This is a genomic window from Streptococcus sp. 4155 (genome assembly GCF_013276695.1).
Lineage (GTDB): Bacteria > Bacillota > Bacilli > Lactobacillales > Streptococcaceae > Streptococcus > Streptococcus pseudopneumoniae.
The window spans coordinates 1-26,697 of the sequence record NZ_VMLM01000110.1 but is presented as its reverse complement, the minus strand read 5'-3'; the positions used below and the strand labels follow the sequence as shown (position 1 = coordinate 26,697).

Below are 26,697 nucleotides of genomic sequence, written 5' to 3'. Positions count from 1 at the left end.
CCCTCCTTTTTGATATAATAATACCACCTTTTTCTACATTTTTTATAAATGTAGAAAATATTCACATTTTTCTAGGAGGAACAATATGAGATGGGATTATGGACAAATTTTTAAAGAAATTCGGAAGTCAAAAGGATTGACCCAACAAGATGTATGTGGACAAGTCATACATCGGACAACTCTAACAAATATTGAACATGGTAAAGTTATTCCCAGTTTTGAAAACATGGTATTTCTTCTTGAACAAATTGATATGAGCTTAGCAGAATTCAAGTATATATGCAACGAATACCACCCTAGTGAAAGACGAGATATTATTGTAGAGAGCCAAAATCCATCTATTCTTCAGGATACTAGAAAAATGGTTGAACTTACTGATAAATGTCAAAAATATCTTAAGACACATCACGATGTTCCTATTCAAAATATCTATCGTCATACAAAAATTGTCACAGAGTTACGAACTAAAGGATTCAAAAACAACCACGTCTTGAAAGATTTGTCTGAAGAAATTTGGGACTATCTTGAACCTATGGATACATGGTACATTAGTGATTTGAAATTGCTTGGAACCATTCTCTTTTTCTTTCCTTCTGAAAATCTTCCCCTTCTTATTGATAGAATTATGAAAACCATCGAGAAATATAAATACTTCCGAGAAACAAAAGTATTTTTATCATCTTTTTTAGCCAATCTCTCCACTGTATATTTTCAACATCATTTATTCAAAGAATGTGAAACAATCACCCTACAACTTTTGGTATTAGCAGAAGAATTAAAAATATACGATATTCTTGGATTTTCTCAAGTACGCTTGGGAATACTACAACATAATTCCGATTTGATTGATAAAGGAATAACTTTATTACGACTAACCAAAGAAGAGTCATTAGTTAAGATACTCGAAAAAGAAATCAATGATTTTTCAAACCTATAATTTGTAACCATTCTTATCATTTTATTATAGTAGATTGAAATAGAATACAAACAAATTGATTAGGGAATTTAAAGTAATTTATACCAATGATTTAGAACTTGTATTGTATTATTCCAGATTCAATCTACGATATAAGACGAATACTTCTCTCAAGTTTCATGATTAAAATAAAAATGACTGTATCTATAGCTCCGTAAATAAATCATAGATACAGTCATTTTTTAGTTCCTCCCCCTTTCTTTATTCACGCCCTTAGACTTCCCTAGTTCTCGTCTCAAGCGAAGCATTTTTTTGAAACAGGAATAAGTTAACCTATTCAGACCAATAGCTAGCAGAATAAAAAGAAACCAAATGCCCCATAACTTGATATCTGTCAAATTTCTCAAGACGATATTGAAAAACAGAACTGAAACAACTGTCCAAGCAAGGCTAAAAAGAGCATAGAGGGGAATGTAAAACCAGTAAAAATAGTAAAAAATTGGGAAAAATTTACTTTCTCTATTATCCTTTTCAATCCAGCTGAAAAAATAAAACCAGGGAAATAAGAGCACAAATTTAAACAAATGTTTCATCGACACCTCCTTTTTGATAGCGTTTTCTATTATTTTATTATATCAAAAAAATCTGGAAATGTCATTCCAGATTCTACTTTTTTATTTGCGTTTTCTTGCGATGAGATGGATCGGTGTTCCTTCAAAGACAAAGGCCTTGCGGATTTGATTTTCCAAGAAACGCAAGTAAGAAAAGTGCATGAGTTCTTCTTCATTGACAAAGATGACAAAGGTTGGTGGTTTGGTTGCCACTTGGGTCGCATAGAAAATCTTGAGGCGTTTCCCTTTGTCTGTCGGTGTTGGGTTGATGGCAATAGCATCCATAATCACATCGTTCAAGACAGCTGATGGAATACGTGTGTTTTGACTTTCACTGATTTGCTTGATCATCTCAGGAAGTTTGTGGAGACGTTGCTTAGTCAAAGCTGATACAAAGATAATCGGTGCGTAAGGCAGGTATTGGAACTGCTCACGGATATCTTCTTCCCAGTTTTTCATAGTGTGGTTATCTTTTTCAAGCGTATCCCACTTGTTGACCACGATAATCATCCCTTTACCAGCTTCATGGGCAAATCCTGCGATACGCTTGTCGTACTCACGAATGCCTTCTTCCGCATTGATGACCATCAAGACCACATCTGAACGGTCAATAGCACGCATGGCACGCATAACAGAGTATTTCTCGGTATTTTCATAAACCTTACCAGACTTACGCATACCAGCCGTATCAATCATGGTAAACTCTTGACCATCTGTATCTGTAAAGTGGGTATCAATGGCATCACGAGTTGTTCCAGCAACAGGACTAGCAATAACACGGTCTTCGCCCAAGATAGCATTGATCAAACTTGATTTTCCAACGTTTGGACGACCAATCAGGCTAAACTTAATGACATCTGGATTTTCTTCTTCATATTCATTTGGAAGGTTTTCCACAATCGCATCTAGTACATCCCCTGTACCGATACCATGGACAGATGAGATAGGCAGTGGTTCACCCAAACCGAGGGCATAGAAATCATAGATATCATTTCGCATCTCAGGGTTGTCCACCTTGTTAACTGCGAGGATAACTGGTTTGTGGGTCTTATAAAGCTTACGGGCTACGTATTCGTCCGCATCGGTAATTCCTTCCTTACCGGACACGACAAAGACGATAACATCTGCTTCTTCCATGGCAATTTCTGCCTGGTGCTTGATTTGTTCCATGAAAGGAGCATCGACATCATCAATTCCTCCTGTATCAATCATGCTAAAAGAACGATTGAGCCACTCACCCGTTGCATAAATACGGTCACGTGTCACTCCTTCGACATCTTCTACAATGGAGATTCGCTCACCAGCGATCCGATTAAATAGGGTTGATTTCCCAACATTGGGACGTCCTACAATGGCAATAGTTGGTAGGGCCATAATTTCTCACTTTCTACAATAATTTCTTCTGTTCAAGATTTTTTCTAGTTGAGCTTGGTTCAGCTTGACCAAACTGTTCTGCTAGGCGCTGACTCCAGCTTGTGGTCGCACGCGCCCCAGCATAGTCAGCCTGAACACGGTCATAAGCTTGGATTGCCTCAGTTGACTGTTCTTGGTATTCTTCCTCAAAGACAACATTCTCTAGTGGCAGTCTCGGTTTCATATCATGATGTTGATTTGGCACACCCAGTGCCATCCCAAAGACAGAATAGGTGTAGTCAGGTAGGTTAAAGAGCTCTGCCACTTCTTCAGACTTGTATCGAACCAAACCGATAATCACACCACCATAGCCCAAGCTTTCAGCTGCCAACAAGGCGTTTTGTCCAGCAAGAGCTGCATCGACCGAACTAATCAAGAGACCTTCTACACCTTGGGGTTGGAAGGTGTCGGTATGAAGTCGGGCTCCCTTTTCTGCTCGGTTCAAATCTCCGACAAAGAGAAGGAAAACAGCAGACTGGCGAATGGCTTCTTGAGGTACCAATTCATACAGAGTATCTTTCTTTTCTTGACTTCGTACCACAATCACAGAGTAGGATTGGAAATTCTTCCAAGACGAAGCCATCTGGGCTGCTGTCAAAATCTCATTTAAGTCTACTTGGGGAATCTCTTGCTCTTTAAACCTGCGCACTGAAGTATGAGCCTTCATCAATTTAATGGTTTCTGTCATCGACGGTTTACTCCTTCTAAACGAGTCTCCTCAGCCAAATAACGGATGCGTTCCATGACGCGTCTGGCTTCCCAGGTTTCGTCATTTCCATGTTTCCCTTTAGCGAAATGCTTCTCCAAATCTTCAAAGTTGAAGTTAGAGGTGAAAAAGGTCGGTAAATTTTCCTGCATCCGATATTGGAGAATGACCTGCAGGATTTCATCACGCACCCAAGCGGTGGATTGCTCGGCACCAATATCATCTAAAATCAGGACTTCAGAAAGCTTAATCTCATCCACTAAGGTCTTAACATTGCCATCACCGATAGCATTTTTGACATCGATGACAAAACTAGGATAGTGGAGGAGAGTGGAGGAAACACCACGTTTTTCTGACAAATCATGGGCTAAGGCAGCCACCATGAAACTTTTACCCACACCAAAGTCTCCATATAAGTAAAGACCTTTTCGAATAGCTGGATATTGCTCCACGAAGGCTAATAGCTTTTCAAAAACTGGCAAGCGCCCCAAATCATCCAAGTCTACTTGAGCCAGACTAGCTTTCTTGAGACTGGCTGGCAGATTGATTAACTTGAGACGGTTCTTAATAGCCGCTTCTTTTTCCGCCGCGATTAGTTCAGGAGTTTCTTCGTAAGAAACATCCGCATAACCATGATTCATAACCAAAATCGGCTTGTAGCCTTTGGCAATATAATCCGTATCACCACGGAGAAATTTGTCACGCTCGGTGATATATTGATTAAACTTGGAGATACTGCGATTCAATTCCTCTGGAGTCAAGGATTCTTGCTGGATAAAGGCCGCAACATCAGGGTCCTTCATAATTTTCTGGACCAAATCTTGATAATGAAAACGGCTAGGTTGACGTTTGAGTACGTCTCCGACACTTTCCATCTAATCTCCTCCTTTTTCTAATCGAGCTAATAGTTCTTGTTTCTTACGTTCTAGTTCCAGACGAGTTTCCTCGCTGGTTTCATTCTTATAATCTGGATTGCTCCACTTGGGTACATTGGACTTGGCAGGACCGAGTTTACTAGTCTTTTGAGCCTGACTCTTCTGTCCTCTCTCACGGATGCGCAAGACTCCCTCTTCTGCCGAATGAATCTTTTGATAGGCATAATCATTAGCCACCTTCATGGCATATTTCTCATTGATATTTGCCGAATCTACCTTATTAAAAGTCAACAAGAGAATGATATTGATGACTTCGTCCAGCAAGCCCAAGCCAGCCATCTGTTGCAAGAGTTCTCTTTCTGTTTGGGTAATGGTCCCCTTGCGTGTTTGCTTGATTTCTGCCAAGAACTGCAGGGCAGTTTTACTTTTGGCCTCTTTGATAATTGTTGCTTCCTTAGGACTAAAGTCAGAGGAAACAGGTTTTTGAGCGATTTTCTCCCGCATGCGTTTGGTTGAAATAACCTGGGAAACAGCTGTTGACTTAGCCAGTTGATAGGTCTCAAACCAAGTCCATTTCTTCTCCTCAGCAATGGCAAAGAGGTTTAAGACATCGGACTGCTCATCCGCAAAGCGAAGCCCATCTCTAGCCATAAGCTGACGAAAATGGTCTAAGTCGAAATCGTTGGCCACTTTCTTCTTGAGACCAAGGTCTTCTTGACTTCCCAGTTCTGCCAAGTCTGGAAAGACTTGATTGAGTGAGACAGGTATTTCTTCACCATCAGCACTTTCAACTTTCAAATCCTCCACAGCTGCATCGCCAATCTTTTTCTCTAAAAGTCTGCGATAAACAGGATGTTCCAAGAAGTCCTGACTAGATAGAGGAGCATGGAGGGCTAGCTGATAAACATCCCCCTTTTGATAGAGGGTTAAGAGATTGAAAGCAGATAGGATTTTCAAAGATTTTAAAAGTCTGTCCATCCCAAAATTGAGATGATTGAGAATGCTTGAAAAAAGGTATTCCTTTCTGCCATTATCCCAAAAACTAATCGTATAAAGATAAAGGCTCAGTGCCTCCTGACCGATAATCGGGAGGTAGCACTGTACCAGAGATGAGGTATCTTGCGACACCCGATTATTCTTTAGATAAGAAAAACGGTCAATTGGCTTCATTTATCTTTCCTTTTTCTTTTTAGAGGACTGGGTGATTTGTTGGAGCAAGCTCTCTAACTCACTAACATCCTTAAAACTACGATAGACACTGGCAAAACGCACATAGGTAATCTCATCTAACTCAGCCAATTCCTCCATGACGAGTGAACCAATGTCCTCACTTTGAATTTCATTTTCATTTCGACCACGGAGTTTCTGTTCGATACGATTGACTACCATGTTGATTTCATCACTTGACACAGGACGTTTCTGGGCTGAGCGGATAATCCCATTAAAGATTTTATCTCTGGAGAATTGTTCCCGTGTGCCATCTTTTTTAACAACCACTAAGGTTCTTTCTTCTACCCGTTCGTAGGTTGTAAAACGGTGCTGGCATTCGTCGCACTCACGTCTTCTACGAATGGTGTTCCCTTCTTCTGCTTGGCGACTATCGATAACACTTGACTTGGTAGCCCCACATTTTGGACAACGCATCCTTTCCCTCCTTATCGCTTTCTTTTCATTATACCATTTTTTAAACGATTCCCAAAACAATTCTTCTTTTTGCTTGACAAGTTTTTTGTTTTATTGTATTATTTAATTAAGACAAAGAGATGAAAGAAAGGAGACCAAGATGTCCTGGACATTTGACAACAAAAAACCCATTTATTTACAGATTATGGAGAAAATCAAGCTTCAGATTGTTTCCCATACACTGGAACCCAATCAACAACTTCCGACCGTGAGAGAGCTAGCTAGCGAGGCAGGGGTCAATCCAAACACCATCCAAAGAGCCTTGTCAGACCTTGAACGAGAAGGATTTGTCTACAGTAAGCGAACAACTGGACGATTTGTGACTGAGGATAAGGAGCTAATCGCCCAATCGCGCAAACAATTATCGGAAGAAGAATTGGAACACTTCGTTTCCTCCATGACCCATTTTGGCTATGAAAAAGAAGAACTACCAAGCGTAGTCGGCGATTATATTAAAGGAGTTTAAGCCTATGTCATTACTAGCATTTGAAAATGTATCCAAATCTTATGGAGCAACCCCAGCCCTTGAAAATGTTTCCCTTGACATCCCAGCTGGAAAAATTGTTGGTCTTCTTGGGCCAAATGGCTCAGGAAAAACAACCCTGATTAAACTAATCAACGGCCTCTTACAACCAGATCAAGGACGTGTCCTGATCAACGACATGGACCCAAGCCCAGCAACCAAGGCTATCGTAGCTTATTTGCCTGATACCACCTATCTCAATGAGCAAATGAAGGTCAAAGAAGCCCTAACCTACTTCAAGACCTTCTATAAAGATTTCAATCTTGAACGCGCCCATCATCTACTTGCAGACCTCGGCATTGATGAAAATAGTCGTCTCAAGAAACTATCAAAAGGAAACAAGGAAAAGGTTCAACTGATTTTGGTTATGAGCCGTGATGCTCGTCTTTACATTCTGGACGAACCCATTGGTGGGGTGGATCCAGCAGCCCGTGAGTATATCCTCAATACCATTATCAACAACTACTCCCCAACTTCTACCGTTTTGATTTCTACCCACTTGATTTCTGATATCGAGCCAATCTTGGATGAAATTGTCTTCCTCAAAGACGGAAAAGTCGTCCGTCAAGGCAATGTAGATGATATTCGCTATGAGTCTGGTGAATCCATTGACCAGCTCTTCCGTCAGGAATTTAAGGCCTAAGCAAAGGAGATTATTTATGTTTTGGAATTTAGTTCGCTACGAATTTAAAAATGTTAACAAGTGGTATTTAGCCCTCTACGCTGCTGTGCTAGTCCTTTCTGCCCTTATCGGGATACAAGCACAGACCTATAACAATCTGCCTGTCAAAGAAAACCAACCTGTCCTACTCATTTTTCTAGCTACTGTCTTTGGTGGCTTGATGATTACACTGGGGATTTCAACCATTTTCTTGATTATCAAACGCTTCAAAGGTAGTGTCTATGACCGACAAGGCTATCTGACTTTGACCTTGCCAGTTTCTGAGCACTATATCATCACTGCTAAATTAGTCGGAGCCTTTATCTGGTCTATACTTAGCTCGGCTGTACTGGCTCTAAGTGCTTTTCTTATTGTGACTATAACGGTTCCAGAATGGATGTCACATTATGACTTGTTCCCACTTGTAGGAACATACCTTCCTCAACTCTCTCTTGTGGGGTTATCCTTCCTACTAAATACCGTTTCTGGAATCCTCTGCATCTACTTGGCTATTTCCATTGGACAGCTTTTCAATGAATACCGTACAGCACTCGCTGTTGCAGCCTACATTGGGATCCAAATCGTCATTGGCTTTATTGAAGTCTTCTTCAATACCAGTACTAACTTCTATGTCAATTCACTTGCAGGATTTAATGATAATTTCTATATGGGAGCAAGCATAGGCATTGTTGAAGAACTCATATTCACAGCTATCTTTTATCTCGGAACCTACTATATTTTGAGAAACAAGGTTAACTTGCAATAGTTTTAAAATCAAAAAGGATAACATCTCATCACAGAGAGGCTATCCTTTTTGATTTTATCTCATTTTCCGTCTAACTTTATCTTACAGACGAATCCTTCTAACCAATTAATACTCTTCGAAAATCTCTTCAAACTACATCAGCTTCACCTTGCCGTANNGTCAGTTCTATCCACAACCTCAAAACCATGTTTTGAGCTGACTTCGTCAGTTCTATCTACAACCTCAAAGCAGTGCTAAGGAGCATATCTATTATGCACCCCCCTATGTCTCTTGGGAAAGGGGAACTAATGAGAATCACAATAAGCTCATTCGGAGATGGTTACCTAAAGGAACTAAGAAAACGACTCCCAAAGAAGTCGCATTCATCGAAAATTGGATTAATAACTATCCTAAAAAACACTTGAACTACAAGTCCCCCAGAGAAGACTTCTTGATGGATAACTTGAACTTGAAATTTGGCAATGAAATAAAGACTATACAAATTGATTAGGGAATTTAAAACATAGTAGATTGAAACTAGAATAGTACACCTCTACTTCTAAAACATTCTTAGAAATCGATTTGACTGTCCTGATCGATTTATCCTGTTCTTATTTCATTTCACTATAATTTCTAACAATATTTTGGAAACTGAACCGTACCATTTCAACTTCAATACATTACAATATTGATAGGCACAGTTCCCATACCTGTCCAAATTCGAATAACGTTTAGTATAAATTAGAATATGACTACAACATCACAAATAATTAGACTATCTATAATATCTACGATGTAACATATACATAGGAAGCACCGTTATCAAGAGCGCCAAGGCTATCAACCAGATAAGATGAAGATACAAACCTGTCACCTCACCTCCCCATATAATACGAATCATGCGGGTAGCGTGATACAAGGGAGAAAACCAAGTCAAATCACCAAGTATTGGGGGCAAGGAAGTAATGGGAAAGAAGGTATCTGAAAACATATAAAGAGGACGGATTACCAAAACATTGTAGTAATTCAGAAATTCCCTAGACGGTGCCAAGTAGGTAAAGATTAGTCCTAAAACACCAAACAAATAACCCACTATAAATAAAATCAGAGGAATCAATAACATCAAGACATGAAAATGCGCTGTGATAAGCATGGAAATCAGCCAAAAAATCCCACCGAAAATCACTGCACGAATACCTGCCCAGATAGCCTGACCCACCACAATATCACTCGTATTGATTGGCGTCATCAGCATAGCATCATAAGTCTTTTCAATCTTATACTGGATAAAGGCATTGACCGTTGTTTCTGCGGTGGCCGCAGACATGGCAGTCGCAGCAATTAAACCTGTAATGACAAAATCACGGTAGAGCATACCGTTAACATGCGTCAAGTAGGCACCAACTCCAAATCCCATTGCTAAAAGATAAAAGAGGGGGTCGATAAGGTTGGGGACAATTGAAATTTTAAATAAATTTCTAAAACTCATGTAGTTGCGTACCACAACGTGTCCGATGGACTGAAATGATAACTTAAACATGCAAGTCCTCCTTCTCTGTCCCAGTCAACCCCAAAAAAAGCGTCTCAAGGTTGTCAGCATCATACTTGATGAGCAAGTCTTCTACAGTTCCTTCTTCTTTGATAGTCCCTTGGTGGAGCATCAGCACCCTATCTGTCAAATATTCAATCTCATTCATATAGTGGGAAGTAATAATGATAGAAACACCTAATTCCTTCAACTCCAAAAGTTTATCCCAAATAATATTGCGGGATTGAATGTCTAAACCAACTGTCGGTTCATCTAAAATGATAATATCAGGCCGATTGATGAGAGCTCTTGCCAAGACAAGACGTCGTCGCATCCCACCCGACAGCTGATTCACCATCTTTTGCGCATGTTTGCTCAGTTGAACAAAATCCAAGAGAGAATCGATTCTCTTCCTAAGTTCGACAGATGAGATACCATAACATAGACCGTGAGCAAAAAGATTATCATAAACATTCAAGGTCATGTCCAGCATATCCTCCTGCCCTACAATACCCAGACAAGATTTACTCTTACGACGATTGGTTTCAATATTTTGCCCCAAGATATCAATCTCTCCTGAGGAAATTGAGGTCAGTGAGTAAATCATCTTTAAAGTGGATGTTTTGCCAGCACCGTTGATTCCCAAGATACCCAAACACTCTCCTTCTCCCAATTCAAAGCTAATTCCCTTGACAGCTTCATAAGAACCATATTGCTTTTTTAGATTTTTAACACTTAACTTCTTCACTCTTTCTTTCCCCCACAAATAGAGCATGTTGGATACTTTGTTAATTCATCAAAATGTTGTTCGAATGTTATAAAGTCAATTGAGAATCTTTTATTAAATGTTAGCAATGCTTCGTATCCCCAAAAAATATATCTTAAAATTTCAAACGAAATAAAATACCCTTGAAATAGATAAGCAGGACCTAAAGCACCATTCGGAGTTCTGAACATCTCTAGTTCCAATGAATTTGTCATTGTACGAACGGTCTCCAACTCTTCAGCATACTCAGGAATTTTTTCCAAATCCTCTAAAAACTGACAGTAATAGCACGCTGCTTTATACGGAATAATTGAATATACTTTCCCATTTTTCTTACCAACCACAGCAGACAGACATAATTTATTGTATTGAACACAGGCTTCATTGACCCAAAAATCAATATAGCCTGTTGGATAATCTGCAACATTTACTACGATATCACATTTTGAAGTTTTTATTAACTCATCGACATCCTCTTTTGAACCTATCTCTTTATCAAGTACCTCAAATTCAATTAAAGGATTAAACTTTCTAAGCGACTCTTTTGCAGCCTCTACTTTTCTTTTTCCAATATCAGATGTCGAATACAAAATTTGTCTATTGAGATTACTAGCTTCTACCGTATCAAAATCAACTGCTGTAATATGCCCTATACCTAATTCAGCCAATGCTAGACAGATATTACTTCCTATACCACCAATACCTAAGATCAAAATACGCGTCTTTTTTAATTTTAACTGATAATCATATTTTGTTACTGATAATCATATTTTGTTAAAGATAATGTATCTAAAGTATTAAAAAAGTTAAGATTTACGGAATATCTGTCCAATTCTTCTGAAGTTAATTCAGTTGTAGTAACAAAATTATCCTCCAAATACCCTAGTGTATCTAGTAAAGAAATACTTTCTTCTACCTCATTAGGGGACAAGCTATCAACTAAGCTACAAATTTCATTGATTGTGTATTGTCCATCGAGAAGCTTAATGAGCTGAGTATACTTCTCATCCAGATTCTCAATCTCAATACCATAATCTTTTCCTATACCTAATCTAATTTTATCCTTTAAAAATAGGACACTATGAATATCTTTAATTTTAGGTAAATTCAATTCTATTTCCTCCTAAAATAGACAAAAGGAATGGAAAAATCCATTCACTTTTGAAAAAATGTTGAGAATGTAATCTTAAGATTAACGTCCTTCAACTGTGGATACTGCTGCAATTACTTTTGTAATTTTACCTCCATTTAAACTCAGACAATAAAATTTAAAATATTCTCTAGTAAAACATTTTAAAAATCTATTTATCTTGTGCTTTAATTATAGTATAATAAAAGATAGAAAATCATCGATATATGAAATTTGGAGAAAATTTTTATGGAACCAGATATTTTCATCATCACAAAACTCTTATCAGACCCTTCTCGGATGCACATTTTAGATATTCTAATGGATGGAAAAGCTCACACGGTTAACGAAATTGCCAGCTTTACCAAAATCAAGCAACATACTGTCAGCTATCACCTCAAATTACTTACCGAAGCACAGGTAACCACTCTACAAACCTATGGACGTTTTCATTATTATTCTTTAAAAAGTGCTGCCATTGCAGAAATGCTGGAATTTCTCAGCTTCTACTCTCCTCAGCGTGATGTCAAAAGTTATAAACAACACATTCACAAAAAGGAATTAAAGGTCGCTCGCACCTGCTATGACCATATTGCTGGTGAGCTTGGCATTTCCATTACCAATTATCTCTTGCAAGAAAATCTCCTCAGCGAATCAGAAAAAGACTTCCAACTCACTGAAGCTGGGAAGTCTTATTTCCAAAGAAAATTACACATTGATACGGATGAATTGAAAAAGAAAAAACGGAAATTTTGCCCTAAATGTTTGGATTGGAGCGAACGTAAAAATCATGTCGGCGGAGCTCTCGGCAATGCTCTTTTAGAATTTTTCAGTGAAAAACAATTGGTCATCCCTGCACAAACGCCACGTTCACTTACCATTACAGAGCAGGGCAAAGAATTCCTCGAAAAGGAGTGGGGGATTTAAACATGGATTTTTAAGCAAATAACTGTCCATACCAATTCTATAACAACCTCTCTATTCCCCTTACTCTCCCAACTGGGCACTGTAGGCGATAATCTGATCAACCGTATCAGACAAGAATTGGATGGTATCACGAAGTGGTTTGTCTGTTGAAATATCCGCACCGATAATCATGGCTGACTCCAGTGGTGTCTTGCTACCACCTGATTTGAGGAGATTGAGCCAGTCTTCAGCTCCGGTTTCAGAGTTTTTAAGATGAAGGTAACCAGCTGTCGAGATAACTAGTCCTGCTGAGTAAGTATAACTATACAAGCCCATGTAGTAGTGAGCTTGGCGCATCCAAGTCAAAGCTGCATCATCGTCGATTTCAATGGCATCTCCCCAGAAATCGGTCAAAACTTCCTTCATAATGCTGTTGAGCTTACTTGCTCCAAAGGTCTCCCCTTCTTCAATCAATGTATACACTTTACGCTGGAATGCTGCTTCCAAAAGGTGAGTGATAAAGTTATGGAAGTAGGTGTCTGTCAAGCGGTGAGCCAGAGCGAAGCGTTTTTGACGAGGGTCGTCAGACTGATGCTCCAAGTAATCACTGAGAAGCAATTCATTGAAAGTTGACGGCGCTTCAACATAGTAGGTCGACATGTGAGCATTGAAGTAACTCTGATGATTGTCTGAAAAGATGAATTGACCAGAATGCCCGATTTCATGAATCAAGGTATAGACATCGCTCAAACGGCCTGTCCAGCTCATGAGGACATAAGGGTGCACGCGATATGGATCCGCCGCATAACCGCCGGAATCCTTGCCACTGTTAGCAGCAAAGTCCACCCAGCGCTCTTCTTGATAGCGAGCAACTTCCTGACAATATTCTTGCCCCAAAGGTTCTACTGACTTCATGACCAAATCATAGGCATCGTCAATAGTCACTTGAGGATTCAGGGCGCTGTCCAAGTCCAATTTCCAGTCTGCAAAGGTCATCTTTTCAAGACCATTAACCTTGGCAACATGCTTGAGGTATCTCTGAGCGACTGGCGCAAAATCCTTCATGATGAGGTCAATCTGGCGGTCAAACATGGCACGATCCACTTCCTGCTCAGCTAGAAGATAATCAAAAACTGATTCGTAGCCCTTCATATCTGCCAATAGTTTTTCAGACTTGACTTGGGCTAGATAGGCTGCTGCAGCCGTATTTTGGTGCTTACGAAGTCCCTCTGAGAAGGAACGGAAGGATTTCTCACGAACCTCAGCATCCTCATGGTTTTGGTAGAAATTCTCATAGGTCACAAAGCTGTTTTTGTAGGTCTTGCCATGGGCTTCAAAGTCAGCCATTTCAAAATCCCCAGCTCGCATCTTAGTATAAATGTCCTGCGGACTATAGAAAACTTCACCGAGATTGGTCAAGGCCTTCTCCACATCAGCCCCAAGATAGTGGGCTTTTTTGATTTTGGCCTGACGAATAGCTGCCGTCAAGTGAGGCAATTCACCCAAACGGTCCAAGACTTCCTCGTCTGCTGCCACCAAGGCATCGTCAAAGAAGGTCAAGGCTACACTGGCATCTGTTTCAAATTCCATCCCAGCTTGGGCAATATTGGCAAATTCGTCATTGCTATAGTCCGTCGTCTGAGGCATAAAAGCATAGTTGCCAATATGGCTCATCTGAATGTAGATCTGTTCCAATTCCGCAAAGGCCTTCTCGAAATCCTCAAAAATGTGAAGATTGCCCTTGTAATCACGGCTAAACTGGTTGATGTCTTCGCGAGCTTTCTCGATTGCACGCAAGAAATCCTCACGGTCTTGGTATAGGGCTGTTAAGTCCCAGAGTTCCTTTTCTGGAAACTCTGAACGGTGTTTTTGTTCCATTTTCTTCCTCTTATTTCTCTAATTCTAATAAAACACTAAGGGCTGATAAAGCGTAAAGTGGTGCTGTTTCTGCTCGCAAAATACGAGGACCAAGTCCTGCAAGAACCGCTCCCTTAGCTTCAAAACTCTCAATTTCTGCAGGTGAGAGACCGCCTTCTGGACCAAATATAAAGAGCAATTTATTTCCCTTCTCGAGTCCAGTAACTGCTTGTAAAAGCGCAGCAGCTTCTCCTTCTTTAGCCGACTCTTCATAAGCCACTACGATAGAGTCAAACTGGTCCAGCTGAGCTAGAAAATCTGCTTTTTTCTCGAAAAGTTTAATACTTGGTACAATATTACGCTTGCTTTGCTCGGCTGCTCCAAGGGCAATTTTTTCTAGTTTTTCAACTTTTTTACCCAATTTCTTGCCATCCCACTTGGCAACGGACCAATCGGCAGGGAAGGCCCAAATCTGGCTGGCACCTAGTTCCGTCACCTTTTGAGTGATAAACTCCAACTTATCTCCCTTGGGAAAACCAGATGAAATGGTCACTTGAACGGGCAGTTCCACATTGCCATCTAGTTCTTCTACCAATTCAAACTGACGAGCTTCCACATCCAGCACACGCGCCAAGCGCTTAATTCCATCATCAAAGACCAAAGTAACCTCATCATCTTCTTTCAAGCGCATAACCTGAAACATATGCTTGCTGGTTTCCCTGTCCTCGATGGTGACAGGAGAGACTGCACTCCCCTTGACAAAATACTGTTGCATCCTAGCCTCCAATCACACCTGAAATATCCTTGGTCTTCTTGAAGACGCAGGCATTCCATTCCCCTTGAATCATATGGGTTTCAAGGAAAAATCCAGCTGATTCAGCCGACTCGCGCACTATGTCCCACTTATCCTTGATAATGCCACTCATGATTAGGTAGCCTTCGTCCTTAACCAAACGATAGGCAACGTCTATTAGATGAATGAGGATATCCGCCAAGATATTAGCCACAATCACATCTGCCTCAATTTCCACACCCTTAAGCAAATCTCCAGCCGCTACATGGATATTTTCCATGCTAGGGTTGAGCTCAATATTTTCCTGAGCCACACGAACCGCCACATCATCCAGGTCATAGGCGAAAATTTCTTTAGCCCCCAGAAGCGAGCTGGCAATAGAGAGAACCCCTGAACCAGTCCCCACATCTAGCACCGTTTCGCCACCACGAAGAACCTGTTCCAAGGCAAAAAGGCTCATCTTGGTAGTTGGGTGGGTTCCAGTACCAAAAGCCATGCCAGGATCCAGCTTGATAATTTTTTCTCCCGCAGTCGCCTCATAGTCTGTCCAAGAGGGAACGATGGTCAAATCATGAGTGATACGAGCTGGCTCATAGTATTTCTTCCAGTTGTCTGCCCAGTCTTCCTCAGCCAAGGCAGTCGTACCTATTTTTAACTCTCCCAAATCCATAAAATCCGTCAATTCTGCTAAGCGAGCCTGCAAGTCCGCCTCAACCACTGTCACATCCACCGTGTCAGGGTAGTAGGCTGTCACAACGATTTCTTCTTGCTGCTCCACCTCTGGGAAAATCTCGCCAAAGCGGTCAACATTTCCCACATAGTCCATACTGTCTTCAATCGCAACACCTTGCGCTCCCAGCTCAATCAAGAGATTGGAAACCAATTCCTCTCCCTCACGCTTCACTGTAACTTTTAACTCTTGCCATGTTTCCATTATTAAGATACCAAGCCCGTAAAACACAAAGCCAAAATAGGAAACTCTCTGAAGACGTTTGTGTCTAAGAGAAGTTTATCTTTTTGGCACCGTGTTTAGGGCGGGTTCAGTTTAGAAATTTAACCGAACCATCCTTTCTATTTCTCTATCAATTTTTTCATGTAGACCATATCCATGCCTTCTTTTTCATCCTCAATGTGGATTTGACGATAGCCGTTTTTCTCGTAAAAAGCAACCATGCCTGCATCCTGTAACACCGTACACAAATCCCATTGTGTGATGGTTGGAAATTCTTTTTCCAGTAAGCTTAAACCTTTAGATCCATACCCTTTTCCTTGATACTGAGGCAAAATCGCTGCCGTTCCCAACCAAGCTTTCGTTAACTCGGCATTGGTCTGAACTCGTAAAAATCCGATGTTTTCTTCATCTTCTTTTACAAAGTAGTAATAGCTATTGGGACGCTCGACTAATTTCCACTTAATTCGTTCGCAGTCCTCGAGATAAGGGTCATATTCATCATGGTATTTTTCATAAACAGCCTTAAAGCTGGCTCTCTGAATTGCAATAATAGTTTCTAAATCCTCTGCTCCCGCTCGAACAAGTGTTATCATAAACTTTCCTCCAAATAATCTCTCAATCTTCCCTGCAACTGAGGCACTGCCTGTTTAGAATTGAGAAATTCCTCAATAGGCATCAATTTATAGCCCTGTCCTTCATCTCCGAAGATGATATTGTCAAATTGTTCTTGTCTTAGCTGACCAACCATAAAGACCGATTTCTTGCCTTTAAAAATTACGCTAGGATAAATCTTGCTCCAAAGCAGACAGTCTTCATCTAAATGAATTCCCAGTTCCTCATAAACTTCACGCCGAGCGCATTCAAAAGGGCTTTCGTCCCCTTCACGGCCACCACCTGGCAACTCCCACATGTTGGGACAAGGGATATCGTCCTTGTCATCACGCAAAATCGTCAGTAGCTTATCCCCACAAAAGAGGGCAATCTTGCAACCTTGGAAATCCATTCTGCTATTCAATAATTCCATGATATTTACTCTTTTCTATGATAACAATTACTCTCTAGGAAAATACGAGCTAGCTTTCTTCGATTACTTTTTGGCACTCTGCATCCCAGTATGCTTGCCATCTGCCATGTTTTTTAGCAAAATAAACCGTAAACTCATCATTTACATAATCTGCAACATAGCGAAGATTAGGCGGGTTTTCCTCATCACTTAATATCCAAGTATGGAAGTAAAAGGTTTTCTCCCACCTCTTCTGAGTATAGCCGAGATCCTTGGCATACTGAGGGATGGGTTGTTGCATCTCACTTTCCAAATAGGACTGAATAGCATTGTCAATACTATTTAAACGAGCTAATAGTTGCTGAAACTGCTCTTCTTCCTCCGTCTTAAAACCAACTAGAAATTCAAATTCCGCAAAATCTTCAGGAAATTCAAGTTCTGTGATTTTCCCATCCTCAGCATAGCGTCCTTCCTCATTAACAAGGCGACGAGCTCCTGACTTCAATACTCTCTCGAAATCTAGATCCGCAAAGCGATTGCGGGGAAGAATATCAACTGACGGCTCAGTTTTAGCTGACCTGCTCCTGAAAAACTGTTTGACTTTTTCTAGCATAATCTCCCCCTTCTCCTTGAATTCATTATTTAAAAATGTCCACTTAGAATCTTTTCTAATACCTCGGATAAGGGTAAAATTCTCCCTCTTCCAAGCCAACTTTTCCTTCTTCAAAGACTTCTTGGTTCCATTCCATGACAAATTCCTCTGCTTCTGGGTCTTCCAAAAAGTCCATGAGGGTATCTAGCCCAACCTCAGCAGTATCTTTAAGGAAAAGGGCAAAATAAGCTAAAAACTCGCGAGAAAATCCTTTTTTAGGTAGATAAGGGATAACCGTTAAATAGTCTTCTGCATTGACGGTTGACTTAGCAGGATTGTAGAAAAGGACCGCTTCCTCAAAAAGAATGTCATCTGATGAAACCTCTCCGTCTTCATCCACCATCTCCACACCTGCAGCATTTTGCGCTTCCAATAGAAAACTCACTTCTACCGCGTGGTTACGCTTGTCCCAACTAATCTCAAAGTCAAAGGGAAAGTTCTTGTCCAACTCTTCCTCTAAAATATCTAAAAATCCGTATGTTGCCATTTTGTCCTCTTTCTATGCGACTCTTTAATCGCCCCGATTGCTCGGAAATATGCTAAAATAGATACTACCATCTTACCACAAAATTATTTTATGTCCTAATTATACCATATTACCTCATTTAAACCCTTGGTATCAGTGATTTTCTTAAAAGTCTGATTTCTTCATTTCTCATAAAAATCAATATAAAAAGCCCTCGAAAGGGCTAATAAATCTATAAAATCAATAGGCGAGTAACTAGCACAAGTGGACGTGCTTTTTTATTGACTATTACCACGATACCACGCTTAATCTTAGGCTTGAACTTTCTTATCTGCAATAGCGTCTGTCAAAGTCTGAGAAAAGTTAAGTCCCATTTCTCGTCCCAACTTATCTGCCCATTTTGGTATGGTCAAAGTCTTTTTAATGGGTTCCTGACTTCCTAGGTATTCTGATACATCAACAGATACCATAGAAATAAAAGATTTATCAAGGTCATAGGTTGACACGAAATCTTCATCATCTTTAAAAGGATCATTATCAATTAAAGACAAGCTATTGATATCTGATGGCTGAGGTAACTCTCCATCACTCTCTATCAAATCTGCAACAGTTATCCCTAGCCACTCCGACCCCATAGCCAAAGCCTCAGAAATCCCCTCTCCTTGTGTAGCTGAGTATTCAAAATCTGGGAAATGGACAAAATAAGTCGCTTCTGTTCCGTCTGTGTCGTCATAATAAAATAAAGCTGGATACGTAACTAACATTTCACTACCTCCATATCAAAAAGCAGGGACTGAATTTTACAACCCAGCTTGCTTTCCTATCCCTCTTTCAGTGTACTTATTCAGCTCACCATGAAGGATTGTGATAGGTCTTTCCCCTTGCTTCTCCATTTTAATATGGGAGCCTTTACCGCCTCTAGTCTTTATCCAACCATGGGCCGTAAGGAGTTTAACCATCTCTTTTTGTGTCATAGGTATAGCGCTTTTACCTCCTGACAACACCATTATAACACGTGTTACACGTATTGTAAAGGAGTGATACTTATTATTCTATTATACATAAAAGCCCCTAGATGTGGTTCTAAGGGAAACCAATTTATTCAGACCTATTTTTCTAATGAGTAGTAAAAACTGCTTCTTTATCGAGCAATTCATCATCTGTATAGTCAATTGTAAAAGTATCTCGATCTAAGACAAATTGAGGCGGAGTTGAATGAATCATAGGACCACTGCGTACTCTATATTTTTTATCTCCAATTTTTACAAACTGATACTCTTCGAAAATCTCTTCAAACCACGTCAACGTCGCCTTACCGTACTCAAGTACAGCCTGCGGCTAGTTTCCTAGTTTGCTCTTTGATTTTCATTGAGTATGATTAACTCTCAAGTCTTCGAAATCAGGATTTTCAACAGTTATTACAAGGAGGCGATTTACTACTTCAAAAACATCAATTATTCTATTTTTCATATTTTTTCAACCCATTATTAGAATGAACTTCTTGGTAAGCAAAATCAAGTTTAGATTTAATGTTTTCGTACAAATCTAAAATCTCTTTTGGAGTATCTTCCCGGAAGAAAAGTTTTCTTTTCCCTGAAATAACTTGATCACTAAGAATCCAATGACGAATTTGTTTTGTAAAAATCAAAATTTCCTGACTTGGTAGTTCCATCATTTCCATTGCTTATCACCTCTCTTTTCATTATAGTTCATACAATGACATTCAGCAATATTATTTCTCAAGTCAGCACTTCCACTTCTTTAGGCTCAACTATCCTATTTTGAGCTTTAAGGAAAATCAAATTTCTCATTCTGATACCTCTCCTCATTAAATTAAATAGTCAAAAAGATTCTATCTCACTCCCTGATTATTACAAAACCATTGAAATATCACAACTAATAGGCTAGAATGGACATAGTAAGATATAGTAGATGAGTCATTCTACTCAAATCCACGCTAGAAAGGACTGCTATGCCAGACAATCTCGCGCTTCGCATGCGCCCTAAAACCATCGACCAGGTCATCGGTCAGGAGCATCTGGTCGGACCTGGAAAAATCATCCGCCGCATGGTGGAAGCCAACCGCCTGTCCTCCATGATTCTATACGGCCCTCCGGGAATCGGCAAAACCAGTATTGCCTCTGCCATCGCTGGAACGACCAAGTATGCCTTTCGAACTTTCAATGCGACAGTTGATAGTAAAAAGCGACTGCAAGAAATCGCTGAAGAAGCTAAATTTTCTGGTGGTCTCGTCCTATTGCTAGACGAAATTCATCGACTAGATAAGACCAAGCAAGACTTCCTCTTGCCTCTCTTGGAAAGTGGACTGGTCATCATGATTGGGGCTACGACTGAAAATCCTTTCTTTTCTGTCACTCCTGCCATTCGCAGTCGCGTTCAAATTTTTGAGTTGGAACCTCTGTCTAACCAAGACGTCAAAGAGGCCCTGCAAATAGCTCTAAGTAACCCTGAGCGTGGTTTTGATTTTCCAGTAGAACTAGATGAGGATGCGCTGGATTTCATCGCAACCTCTACAAACGGAGACCTTCGCTCTGCCTTCAACTCACTGGACTTGGCTGTTCTCTCTACCCCTGAGAATGACGAGGGCATTCGCCACATCACCTTAGACATCATGGAAAATAGTCTTCAGAGAAGCTACATCACTATGGACAAGGATGGAGACGGTCACTATGATGTTCTATCTGCCCTGCAAAAGTCTATCCGTGGCTCGGATGTGGATGCTAGTCTCCACTATGCTGCCCGCTTGATTGAGGCTGGTGATTTGCCAAGTCTCGCTCGACGCTTGACCGTTATCGCCTATGAAGATATCGGTTTGGCCAACCCTGAAGCCCAGATTCATACCGTGACTGCTCTGGATGCTGCACAAAGGATTGGATTCCCAGAAGCCCGCATTCTCATTGCCAATGTCGTGATTGATTTGGCCCTTTCTCCAAAATCCAACTCAGCCTATGTAGCTATGGATAAGGCACTTGCTGACCTCAAAACATCAGGGCACTTGCCTATTCCGCGACACCTGCGTGATGGGCACTACAGTGGAAGCAAGGAACTTGGCAATGCCCAAGACTATCTCTATCCACACAACTATCCTGGAAATTGGGTCAAGCAAGACTATCTGCCAGAAAAAATTCGTAATCATCACTATTTCCAAGCAGAAGATACTGGTAAATATGAACGGGCCTTGGCTCAAAGAAAGGAAGCTATCGACCGTTTGCGAAAAATCTGAAATCCTTTTCAAAAAATTGCACTTTCCTCTTGATTTTTTTTGAAAAAGTGGTATCATATAAGTATAGAAACGCTGTGGTGTACGACTTCACACTTAAGTGTTGACCGACTATTTTTTGTATTATTAGGGAAACAAAAGTCTTCTAACAGCATGTAGGCCGTCTCACACGGAAACAGCTTCAGTTAGAGCGAGTTGCCCACCTGCTTAATTGCGCGGGTTCAATACAAACCGTGAAGTTTCGGCACCAATACAGCTTTTTTCTTTGCCTCCTTAGCTCAGCTGGCAGAGCAGCGGACTCTTAATCCGTGGGTCACAGGTTCGATCCCTGTAGGGGGCATCTACATACAACAGGAAAAGCCTTGGAACCAAGGTTTTTTTTGCTTAAATAAAATTTTTTTCAAATTCTTTAGAAAACTAGTTTAAATCATAATCCAACACCAATTTTACAAATACCATAAACTAAGCTTATATACCCAAAACACAAAAAGTCCTCTTTCCACTATTTTAGAAAGAGAACTTTTTCTTTAGGAGAAATAACTTTATTTTTAATCGATTCGTGATAGCTCAGCTGGCACTGTTAAGTAATAAGTTGCAGTCAAGCTTGCTTTGCCTTGATTAACAAAAATCTCGATGGAATTTTTATCTAAAATAACATCCAATTCTTTAGCTTCAATATCTACATACCGTCGGCTTGTATCCTGTTCTTCTTCACCTAGAATTTTTTGAACAAGATGGCTACGATCAATGTAAACTTGCTGCGCATTACTGACATAACCAAATTCAAGATAATCTGTATCATTTCCTAAGCGGTAATGACAATCTTTATCTATTTGGATTTGATATTGGCCTTTTTTAACAGGGAATTGTCTTAGTTTGCCATCTTCCAATCTTAGAATTCTAGGTAAAGTCATGGCACATGCCCATTTGTGTTCTTGGTCATGGGTTGGAAGGGTACGCCCCCATGTCTGCATCCAAGCAATCAGGATACGACGATTTTGATCGTCCAACAATGTTTGAGGCGCATAGAAGTCTTGGCCATGATCAATTTCTTGAACTGATTCTGGGATAAAACGTTTTTCTCCCCAATCTACCTTACCCGTGAACAAAACCGATGAGTTGATGTTATGATATGAGTCTCCCTCACGCTGATAACGCATGGGTGACATAATAAGGCAATCTTTCCCCTCTAACTCGAAGTAATCTGGGCATTCCCACATGAAGCCTTGGTGTTCTACCCCTTTTAAAAAGATGGATTCGAACTGCCATTCTACTAGGTTATCGGACCCTAGTAGAACGATACAGCCCACATTATCCTTGTGTTTGGCAGCTACTACGGAGTAATAGCGTCCATCTTTTTCAAAGAGTTTTGGATCACGAAAATCAGCAGCAATCAACTCATCTGGCAAGTCTGCTCCAGTTGCAACTGGATTTTGTTCAATCTTTTCAAAGTGAATCCCGTCGTCTGAAAATGCTATATTTTGCACTTGACGAACACCTGTTTCTTCTTCGATATGCCCAGTATACATGAGCCAGAGGCGATCATCCTTGACAATGGCAGAACCTGAGAAACATCCATTGCGGTCATAATCTTGGTCAGGAGCAAGTGCCACCGGCAAGTGCTCCCAAGTCATCAAGTCCTTACTTTTAGCATGTCCCCAGTGCATAGGCCCCCAAACACTATCATAAGGATAGAATTGATAAAAGAGATGGTATTCTCCACGAAAATAGACAAATCCATTTGGATCATTGATCCAACCAATCTCAGCTGAAAAATGTTCTTCAGGCTTATATTGAGTATTTACGAGATGTTTATTTTCTGCTATAAAACGATTGGCTTTTTCTACTGTGTATTTCTTATCTCCCATAATCAACCTCTAGTTTTTGTTTGCTTGGTATTGGTCGTAGTATTTTTGTTTAATAGCGAGGTAATCTGAAAGTCCGTATTTTTCAAGTTCTTTCTTGTAATCATCCCACTCAGCATCAATATTGCCATTTACAATCCATTCAGCGCGCTTGCGGTAGATATAGTCATTCATATCTGCCTCGATGTGGGCAATCTTATCCAGATCTTCCTGTGTCATAAAGACTCTTGGATAGTTATTGTCATTGCTCATGTAAGGAACATAATATTCTTTGATAAGATCCAAACGCCATTTGGCATCATCTGGCATAGTTGTCACTTTACCATAGTATGAATCTAGGATAGCTAGTGGTCCTCCTACTTCAGTCTTTTGACGAAGTTCTGCTGGTGCAGTTCCGTTTAGTGGTAAGTGTTTGAGGCTGTTAGTTGCTTGGTCAAATTCAAAGATATTTTGTTGCTTGTCATCTCCGTAAGTTCCCCAGTTATTTTGCACAGATTGGAGTGGAGCGTATTGTGCATCAATCCATTTAGCTGTCAATTCTAGGTTTTTGTTTACACTGGTAATAACCATCTTGTCACGTGCAAATCCCATACCGTTTGTACGAGCTACGTGTTTTTGACCACTTGGTCCAGCAAGTACTGGTAAAACATCATAACTTTCGTTACTTCCAATAACATTATTCTTATCCCATGTAAAGTAAACACCAAATTTCTGATCATGACCTTTAGCAATGTAACTATTCCAATCATGTTCGAAAGCTTCTTTATCAATCAAGCCTTTTTCTTGCAATTGACGGATAAATTTGACACCTTCTTTATAGTTATCGTTATCTGCTGTGAAATCAACTTTGCCATCATTTCCTACTACTAAATGATCATCGTTATCCCCTATACCAAATGCAGCAAATAGGAATTTAAAATCTTCGTTTCCGTTACCACTAATAAATGAAAATGGAATTTCATCAGCCTCTCCATTTCCATTTGGATCCCCGTTTTTGAAAGCTTCTAGGACTTTAATCAAATCATCAGTAGTTTTTGGCATTTCAAGACCAAGTTTCTTAAGCCAATCTTTGTTAATCCAAGCCATATCGTTGACGCTTTGAATAGACTCTTTAGATTTGGCATGTATTTATCAATCAAATCTTCAACTGGAATAATAACACCTTTTTTAGCCCAGTTCATCAAGTCCACATCTGAAGCTCCGTCGTTGTGGATAGCATCTGGTAAATCACCACTAGAAATATCCAAGTTACGTTTTTCTGCAAAGTCGGATTGGTAGTTGGTCCAGTCAATATGAACGCCAGTTTCCTTCTCCAAACGTTGCAAAATTAACTTTTCATTTGGGTCTTTAGGAGATAACGGTGAACTGGCTGTCATAAACTTCAATGTTTTCTTTTCTTGAAGCGGGAATGTTACACCTTCCAACTTATAATCTGGACTTGAAGCTGTATTTTTTGAGCCACAGGCTGCAAGTACTGCTAAACTAGCTGTCAACAAAACTGCTGATTTTGAGAATGTTTTGAATTTCATGAGAAAACTCCTTTTATTTTTTCTTTTTTTATCCTTTAAGTGAACCAGCCATAATTCCTTTATCAAAGTATTTTTGGAAGAATGGATACATAACAATCAATGGCAAGCTGGAAATGACAATAGTTGCGTATTTAATCAATTCAGCTAAACGTTTCATTTCATTCATAGCCGCTTGTGCTCCAATCATGTCTTGACCTGGTTGGCTCTGAATGAGAATTTTACGAAGTACTAGTTGCAATGGTTCCAAGTTTGGATCCTTGATATAAATCATTGCATCAAAGTATGAGTTCCACTGGCCGACAAAAGCATAGAGGAAGAGAACAAACATAATTGGTTTTGCAAGAGGAAGCATGATTTTGAAGAAAATCTGCAAGTCATTCGCTCCATCAATGACCGCTGCTTCTACCAATTCTTCAGGCAATCCTTGGAAATAAGCCCTAGCAAGAATAATATTCCAAACATTGACAGCACCGGGAACGATGATAGCCCATGGAGTATTCAGCATTCCTAAATCTTTTACCAGCAAGTAAGTTGGGACTAAACCACCACCAAAGAACATGGTTACAATCAAGAAGTAGTTAATCCAACGACGTCCAACCAAGTCTTTCTTAGAAAGAGGATAAGCTGTAAACACAGATAGCAAGACTGTTAAAGCCGCAAAGCCAAAAGAGTATAGTAGAGAATTGATAAAACCTCTTAGAATAGATTGGTCACTGAATACACGCTGGTAACCTTCTACCGTCCAATCGGCTGGATTAAAGCTAATCCCTCTACTAACCAGAACTTTAGGATCCATAAAGGATGCTACGACGATATAAAGTAAAGGAAGTAAGGTTATCAAAACGATAAAGACAATAATGATTTTATTTAAGAGTAAGATACGTCTATCAAATTTTGTATCCATAATCGAATTTTTCATGCTTCCCTCCTTAAATTCCTTCACCATTATTCATGCGTTTAACGATTTGGTTAACTGCAACAAGCAATACTACGTTAATCACTGCATTAAACAAACCAACCGCTGTTGAGTAAGAATAGTCTCCTGATACAAGACCAACTTTATAGACATATGTAGAGATAATTTCAGAAGTTGGCAAGTTTAACGATGTCTGCATTAAGAATGCTTTCTCATATCCAACATTCATAATTCCACCTGCAGCTAAAACAAATTGGATAACCATAATAGGCTTAAGAGCTGGAATATCAATGTGCCAGATTCGTTGGAAGATATTGGCTCCATCCAGTCGGGCTGCTTCTACTAAGGCTGGATCTACATTTACCAATGTTGCCGTGTAGAGCGTTGAAGCCCAGCCCATTCCTTGCCAGATACCACTAAAGATGTATAAGGGTCTAAAGAAGTCTGGATTTGTCAAGAAGTCAGCCTTCATTCCAAACATAGAAAGAAAATTGTTAATTGGTCCTCCCACTGAAAAGAAGAGGAAAATCATACCAACGATAACAACGACTGAGATAAAGTTTGGTGCGTATAAAATGAGCTGAATTCGTTTTTTGACTTTTTCACTCAAGAGTTGATTGAGCATAATAGCAAGAATGATTGGTGGTAAAAAACCAAGCAATAAACCATAGATACTTAATTTTAAAGTATTGGCTAACAAGATACCAAAGTTGGGAGAGGATATGAATTTTGTAAACTCAGAAAAACCAATCCAATCACTCCCTAAAATTCCTTTTAAGGGATTATAATCTTTAAATGCGATTAAAACCCCATACATAGGGATGTATTTAAAGATAAAGGTTAAAACTAAACCAGGGACAGTCATCAATAACAAGAGTTTTTGTTTCTTGATTCTTTCCCAAAGAGAAACTTGCTTCGCTTTGCTATTCATAGCAACCTCCTTTTTTGAAACGTTTCATTT

Annotated in this window: 30 protein-coding genes, 1 tRNA gene and 2 pseudogenes; 8 read left to right on the top strand and 25 right to left on the bottom strand. The window is 39.9% G+C overall.

Going from position 1 to position 26,697, the window contains the following annotated elements:
- Positions 1–85 precede the first annotated feature (85 nt).
- Positions 86–937, top strand: coding sequence for an Rgg/GadR/MutR family transcriptional regulator Rgg1518 (gene rgg1518, locus HT715_RS11045; protein ID WP_001267149.1), 852 nt, complete (start codon positions 86–88; stop codon positions 935–937).
- A 221-nt stretch (positions 938–1,158) separates the two neighbouring features.
- Here rgg1518 and HT715_RS11040 read toward each other — a convergent pair whose 3' ends face one another.
- From HT715_RS11040 to nrdR, 6 genes are all read right to left on the bottom strand, one after another.
- Positions 1,159–1,509, bottom strand: coding sequence for a hypothetical protein (locus HT715_RS11040; protein ID WP_138705499.1), 351 nt, complete (start codon positions 1,507–1,509; stop codon positions 1,159–1,161).
- Between the two features lie 81 nt (positions 1,510–1,590).
- Positions 1,591–2,901, bottom strand: coding sequence for a ribosome biogenesis GTPase Der (gene der / locus HT715_RS11035; protein WP_001207696.1), 1,311 nt, complete (start codon positions 2,899–2,901; stop codon positions 1,591–1,593).
- Between the two features lie 13 nt (positions 2,902–2,914).
- Positions 2,915–3,628, bottom strand: a complete 714-nt coding sequence (locus HT715_RS11030; protein ID WP_138703365.1) for an NADPH-dependent oxidoreductase — start codon at positions 3,626–3,628, stop codon at positions 2,915–2,917.
- Positions 3,625–4,521, bottom strand: a complete 897-nt coding sequence (gene dnaI / locus HT715_RS11025) for a primosomal protein DnaI (RefSeq protein WP_138705500.1) — start codon at positions 4,519–4,521, stop codon at positions 3,625–3,627. The genes HT715_RS11030 and dnaI overlap by 4 nt, the downstream gene beginning before the upstream one ends.
- A complete protein-coding gene (locus HT715_RS11020) occupies positions 4,522–5,691 on the bottom strand; it encodes a replication initiation and membrane attachment family protein (RefSeq protein WP_138705501.1) in 1,170 nt (389 codons plus the stop codon).
- The gene (nrdR, locus tag HT715_RS11015; RefSeq protein WP_001203672.1) at positions 5,692–6,165 is read right to left on the bottom strand and encodes a transcriptional regulator NrdR; all 474 of its coding nucleotides are present in this window, start codon (positions 6,163–6,165) and stop codon (positions 5,692–5,694) included.
- Between the two features lie 139 nt (positions 6,166–6,304).
- Between nrdR and HT715_RS11010 the strand changes: the two genes are divergently transcribed.
- From HT715_RS11010 to HT715_RS10995, 4 genes and pseudogenes are all read left to right on the top strand, one after another.
- The gene (locus HT715_RS11010; RefSeq protein WP_050261182.1) at positions 6,305–6,670 is read left to right on the top strand and encodes a GntR family transcriptional regulator; all 366 of its coding nucleotides are present in this window, start codon (positions 6,305–6,307) and stop codon (positions 6,668–6,670) included.
- Between the two features lie 4 nt (positions 6,671–6,674).
- A complete protein-coding gene (locus HT715_RS11005; RefSeq protein ID WP_138706576.1) occupies positions 6,675–7,370 on the top strand; it encodes an ABC transporter ATP-binding protein in 696 nt (231 codons plus the stop codon).
- Between the two features lie 16 nt (positions 7,371–7,386).
- The gene (locus HT715_RS11000) at positions 7,387–8,154 is read left to right on the top strand and encodes a hypothetical protein (protein WP_171043177.1); all 768 of its coding nucleotides are present in this window, start codon (positions 7,387–7,389) and stop codon (positions 8,152–8,154) included.
- 235 nt (positions 8,155–8,389) lie between these two features.
- Positions 8,390–8,644, top strand: a pseudogene (locus HT715_RS10995) (hypothetical protein); the annotation flags it as partial.
- Positions 8,645–8,908: 264 nt separating this feature from the next.
- Here HT715_RS10995 and HT715_RS10990 read toward each other — a convergent pair.
- From HT715_RS10990 to HT715_RS12115, 4 genes are read right to left on the bottom strand one after another with little or no spacing between them, the layout of a single operon-like run.
- Entirely contained in the window at positions 8,909–9,673 is a 765-nt protein-coding gene (locus HT715_RS10990) for an ABC transporter permease (protein ID WP_000475592.1), read from the bottom strand.
- The gene (locus HT715_RS10985; protein ID WP_000966495.1) at positions 9,666–10,436 is read right to left on the bottom strand and encodes an ABC transporter ATP-binding protein; all 771 of its coding nucleotides are present in this window, start codon (positions 10,434–10,436) and stop codon (positions 9,666–9,668) included. The genes HT715_RS10990 and HT715_RS10985 overlap by 8 nt, the downstream gene beginning before the upstream one ends.
- A complete protein-coding gene (locus tag HT715_RS12120) occupies positions 10,406–11,140 on the bottom strand; it encodes a ThiF family adenylyltransferase (protein WP_240149867.1) in 735 nt (244 codons plus the stop codon). The genes HT715_RS10985 and HT715_RS12120 overlap by 31 nt, the downstream gene beginning before the upstream one ends.
- A 41-nt stretch (positions 11,141–11,181) precedes the next feature.
- Positions 11,182–11,538, bottom strand: coding sequence for a hypothetical protein (locus HT715_RS12115; protein WP_240149866.1), 357 nt, complete (start codon positions 11,536–11,538; stop codon positions 11,182–11,184).
- A 267-nt stretch (positions 11,539–11,805) separates the two neighbouring features.
- On the opposite strand from HT715_RS12115, the gene HT715_RS10975 reads away from it, so the two are divergent.
- Positions 11,806–12,483: a metalloregulator ArsR/SmtB family transcription factor gene (locus HT715_RS10975; protein ID WP_000433071.1), complete on the top strand. Its 678-nt coding sequence runs from the start codon at positions 11,806–11,808 to the stop codon at positions 12,481–12,483.
- Positions 12,484–12,543: 60 nt separating this feature from the next.
- On the opposite strand, the gene pepF is transcribed toward HT715_RS10975, so the two are convergent.
- From pepF to HT715_RS10920, 11 genes are all read right to left on the bottom strand, one after another.
- Positions 12,544–14,340, bottom strand: a complete 1,797-nt coding sequence (pepF, locus tag HT715_RS10970) for an oligoendopeptidase F (protein WP_138706581.1) — start codon at positions 14,338–14,340, stop codon at positions 12,544–12,546.
- Positions 14,341–14,350: 10 nt separating this feature from the next.
- The gene (locus HT715_RS10965; RefSeq protein ID WP_172922960.1) at positions 14,351–15,094 is read right to left on the bottom strand and encodes a 16S rRNA (uracil(1498)-N(3))-methyltransferase; all 744 of its coding nucleotides are present in this window, start codon (positions 15,092–15,094) and stop codon (positions 14,351–14,353) included.
- Position 15,095: 1 nt separating this feature from the next.
- The gene (prmA, locus tag HT715_RS10960) at positions 15,096–16,046 is read right to left on the bottom strand and encodes a 50S ribosomal protein L11 methyltransferase (protein ID WP_172922959.1); all 951 of its coding nucleotides are present in this window, start codon (positions 16,044–16,046) and stop codon (positions 15,096–15,098) included.
- A gap of 137 nt (positions 16,047–16,183) precedes the next feature.
- Positions 16,184–16,657, bottom strand: a complete 474-nt coding sequence (locus HT715_RS10955) for a GNAT family N-acetyltransferase (RefSeq protein WP_172922958.1) — start codon at positions 16,655–16,657, stop codon at positions 16,184–16,186.
- The gene (locus HT715_RS10950) at positions 16,654–17,088 is read right to left on the bottom strand and encodes an NUDIX hydrolase (RefSeq protein ID WP_000421871.1); all 435 of its coding nucleotides are present in this window, start codon (positions 17,086–17,088) and stop codon (positions 16,654–16,656) included. Before HT715_RS10950 ends, HT715_RS10955 begins: the two co-directional genes overlap by 4 nt.
- Positions 17,089–17,137: 49 nt before the next feature.
- The gene (locus tag HT715_RS10945; RefSeq protein ID WP_138701967.1) at positions 17,138–17,680 is read right to left on the bottom strand and encodes a hypothetical protein; all 543 of its coding nucleotides are present in this window, start codon (positions 17,678–17,680) and stop codon (positions 17,138–17,140) included.
- A 55-nt stretch (positions 17,681–17,735) separates the two neighbouring features.
- Positions 17,736–18,206 (bottom strand): DUF3013 family protein, encoded by a 471-nt coding sequence (locus HT715_RS10940; RefSeq protein WP_000257084.1) that lies wholly within the window; start codon positions 18,204–18,206, stop codon positions 17,736–17,738.
- 290 nt (positions 18,207–18,496) lie between these two features.
- The gene (locus HT715_RS10935; RefSeq protein ID WP_000961810.1) at positions 18,497–18,949 is read right to left on the bottom strand and encodes a type II toxin-antitoxin system HicB family antitoxin; all 453 of its coding nucleotides are present in this window, start codon (positions 18,947–18,949) and stop codon (positions 18,497–18,499) included.
- 36 nt (positions 18,950–18,985) lie between these two features.
- Positions 18,986–19,165 carry a type II toxin-antitoxin system HicA family toxin gene (locus tag HT715_RS10930; protein WP_001132283.1) on the bottom strand — a complete coding sequence of 60 codons (180 nt, stop codon included), beginning with the start codon at positions 19,163–19,165 and terminating at the stop codon, positions 18,986–18,988.
- 136 nt (positions 19,166–19,301) lie between these two features.
- On the bottom strand, positions 19,302–19,490 hold the full coding sequence (locus HT715_RS10925) for a hypothetical protein (RefSeq protein ID WP_171043213.1): 189 nt from the start codon (positions 19,488–19,490) through the stop codon (positions 19,302–19,304).
- Positions 19,491–19,644: 154 nt separating this feature from the next.
- The gene (locus tag HT715_RS10920; protein WP_000425689.1) at positions 19,645–19,866 is read right to left on the bottom strand and encodes a hypothetical protein; all 222 of its coding nucleotides are present in this window, start codon (positions 19,864–19,866) and stop codon (positions 19,645–19,647) included.
- Positions 19,867–20,157: 291 nt separating this feature from the next.
- Between HT715_RS10920 and HT715_RS10915 the strand changes: the two genes are divergently transcribed.
- Positions 20,158–21,429: a replication-associated recombination protein A gene (locus HT715_RS10915; protein WP_049543072.1), complete on the top strand. Its 1,272-nt coding sequence runs from the start codon at positions 20,158–20,160 to the stop codon at positions 21,427–21,429.
- Between the two features lie 264 nt (positions 21,430–21,693).
- Positions 21,694–21,766 (top strand) — tRNA-Lys (locus tag HT715_RS10910).
- Between the two features lie 208 nt (positions 21,767–21,974).
- Here HT715_RS10910 and HT715_RS10905 read toward each other — a convergent pair.
- The 4 genes and pseudogenes from HT715_RS10905 to HT715_RS10890 form a co-directional block, all read right to left on the bottom strand.
- Positions 21,975–23,294 (bottom strand): glycoside hydrolase family 32 protein, encoded by a 1,320-nt coding sequence (locus HT715_RS10905; RefSeq protein WP_000502536.1) that lies wholly within the window; start codon positions 23,292–23,294, stop codon positions 21,975–21,977.
- Between the two features lie 9 nt (positions 23,295–23,303).
- Positions 23,304–24,820: pseudogene (locus HT715_RS10900) on the bottom strand (ABC transporter substrate-binding protein).
- Between the two features lie 28 nt (positions 24,821–24,848).
- On the bottom strand, positions 24,849–25,739 hold the full coding sequence (locus HT715_RS10895; protein WP_000797956.1) for a carbohydrate ABC transporter permease: 891 nt from the start codon (positions 25,737–25,739) through the stop codon (positions 24,849–24,851).
- A 10-nt stretch (positions 25,740–25,749) separates the two neighbouring features.
- The gene (locus HT715_RS10890; RefSeq protein ID WP_001084979.1) at positions 25,750–26,667 is read right to left on the bottom strand and encodes a sugar ABC transporter permease; all 918 of its coding nucleotides are present in this window, start codon (positions 26,665–26,667) and stop codon (positions 25,750–25,752) included.
- Positions 26,668–26,697: the final 30 nt, after the last annotated feature.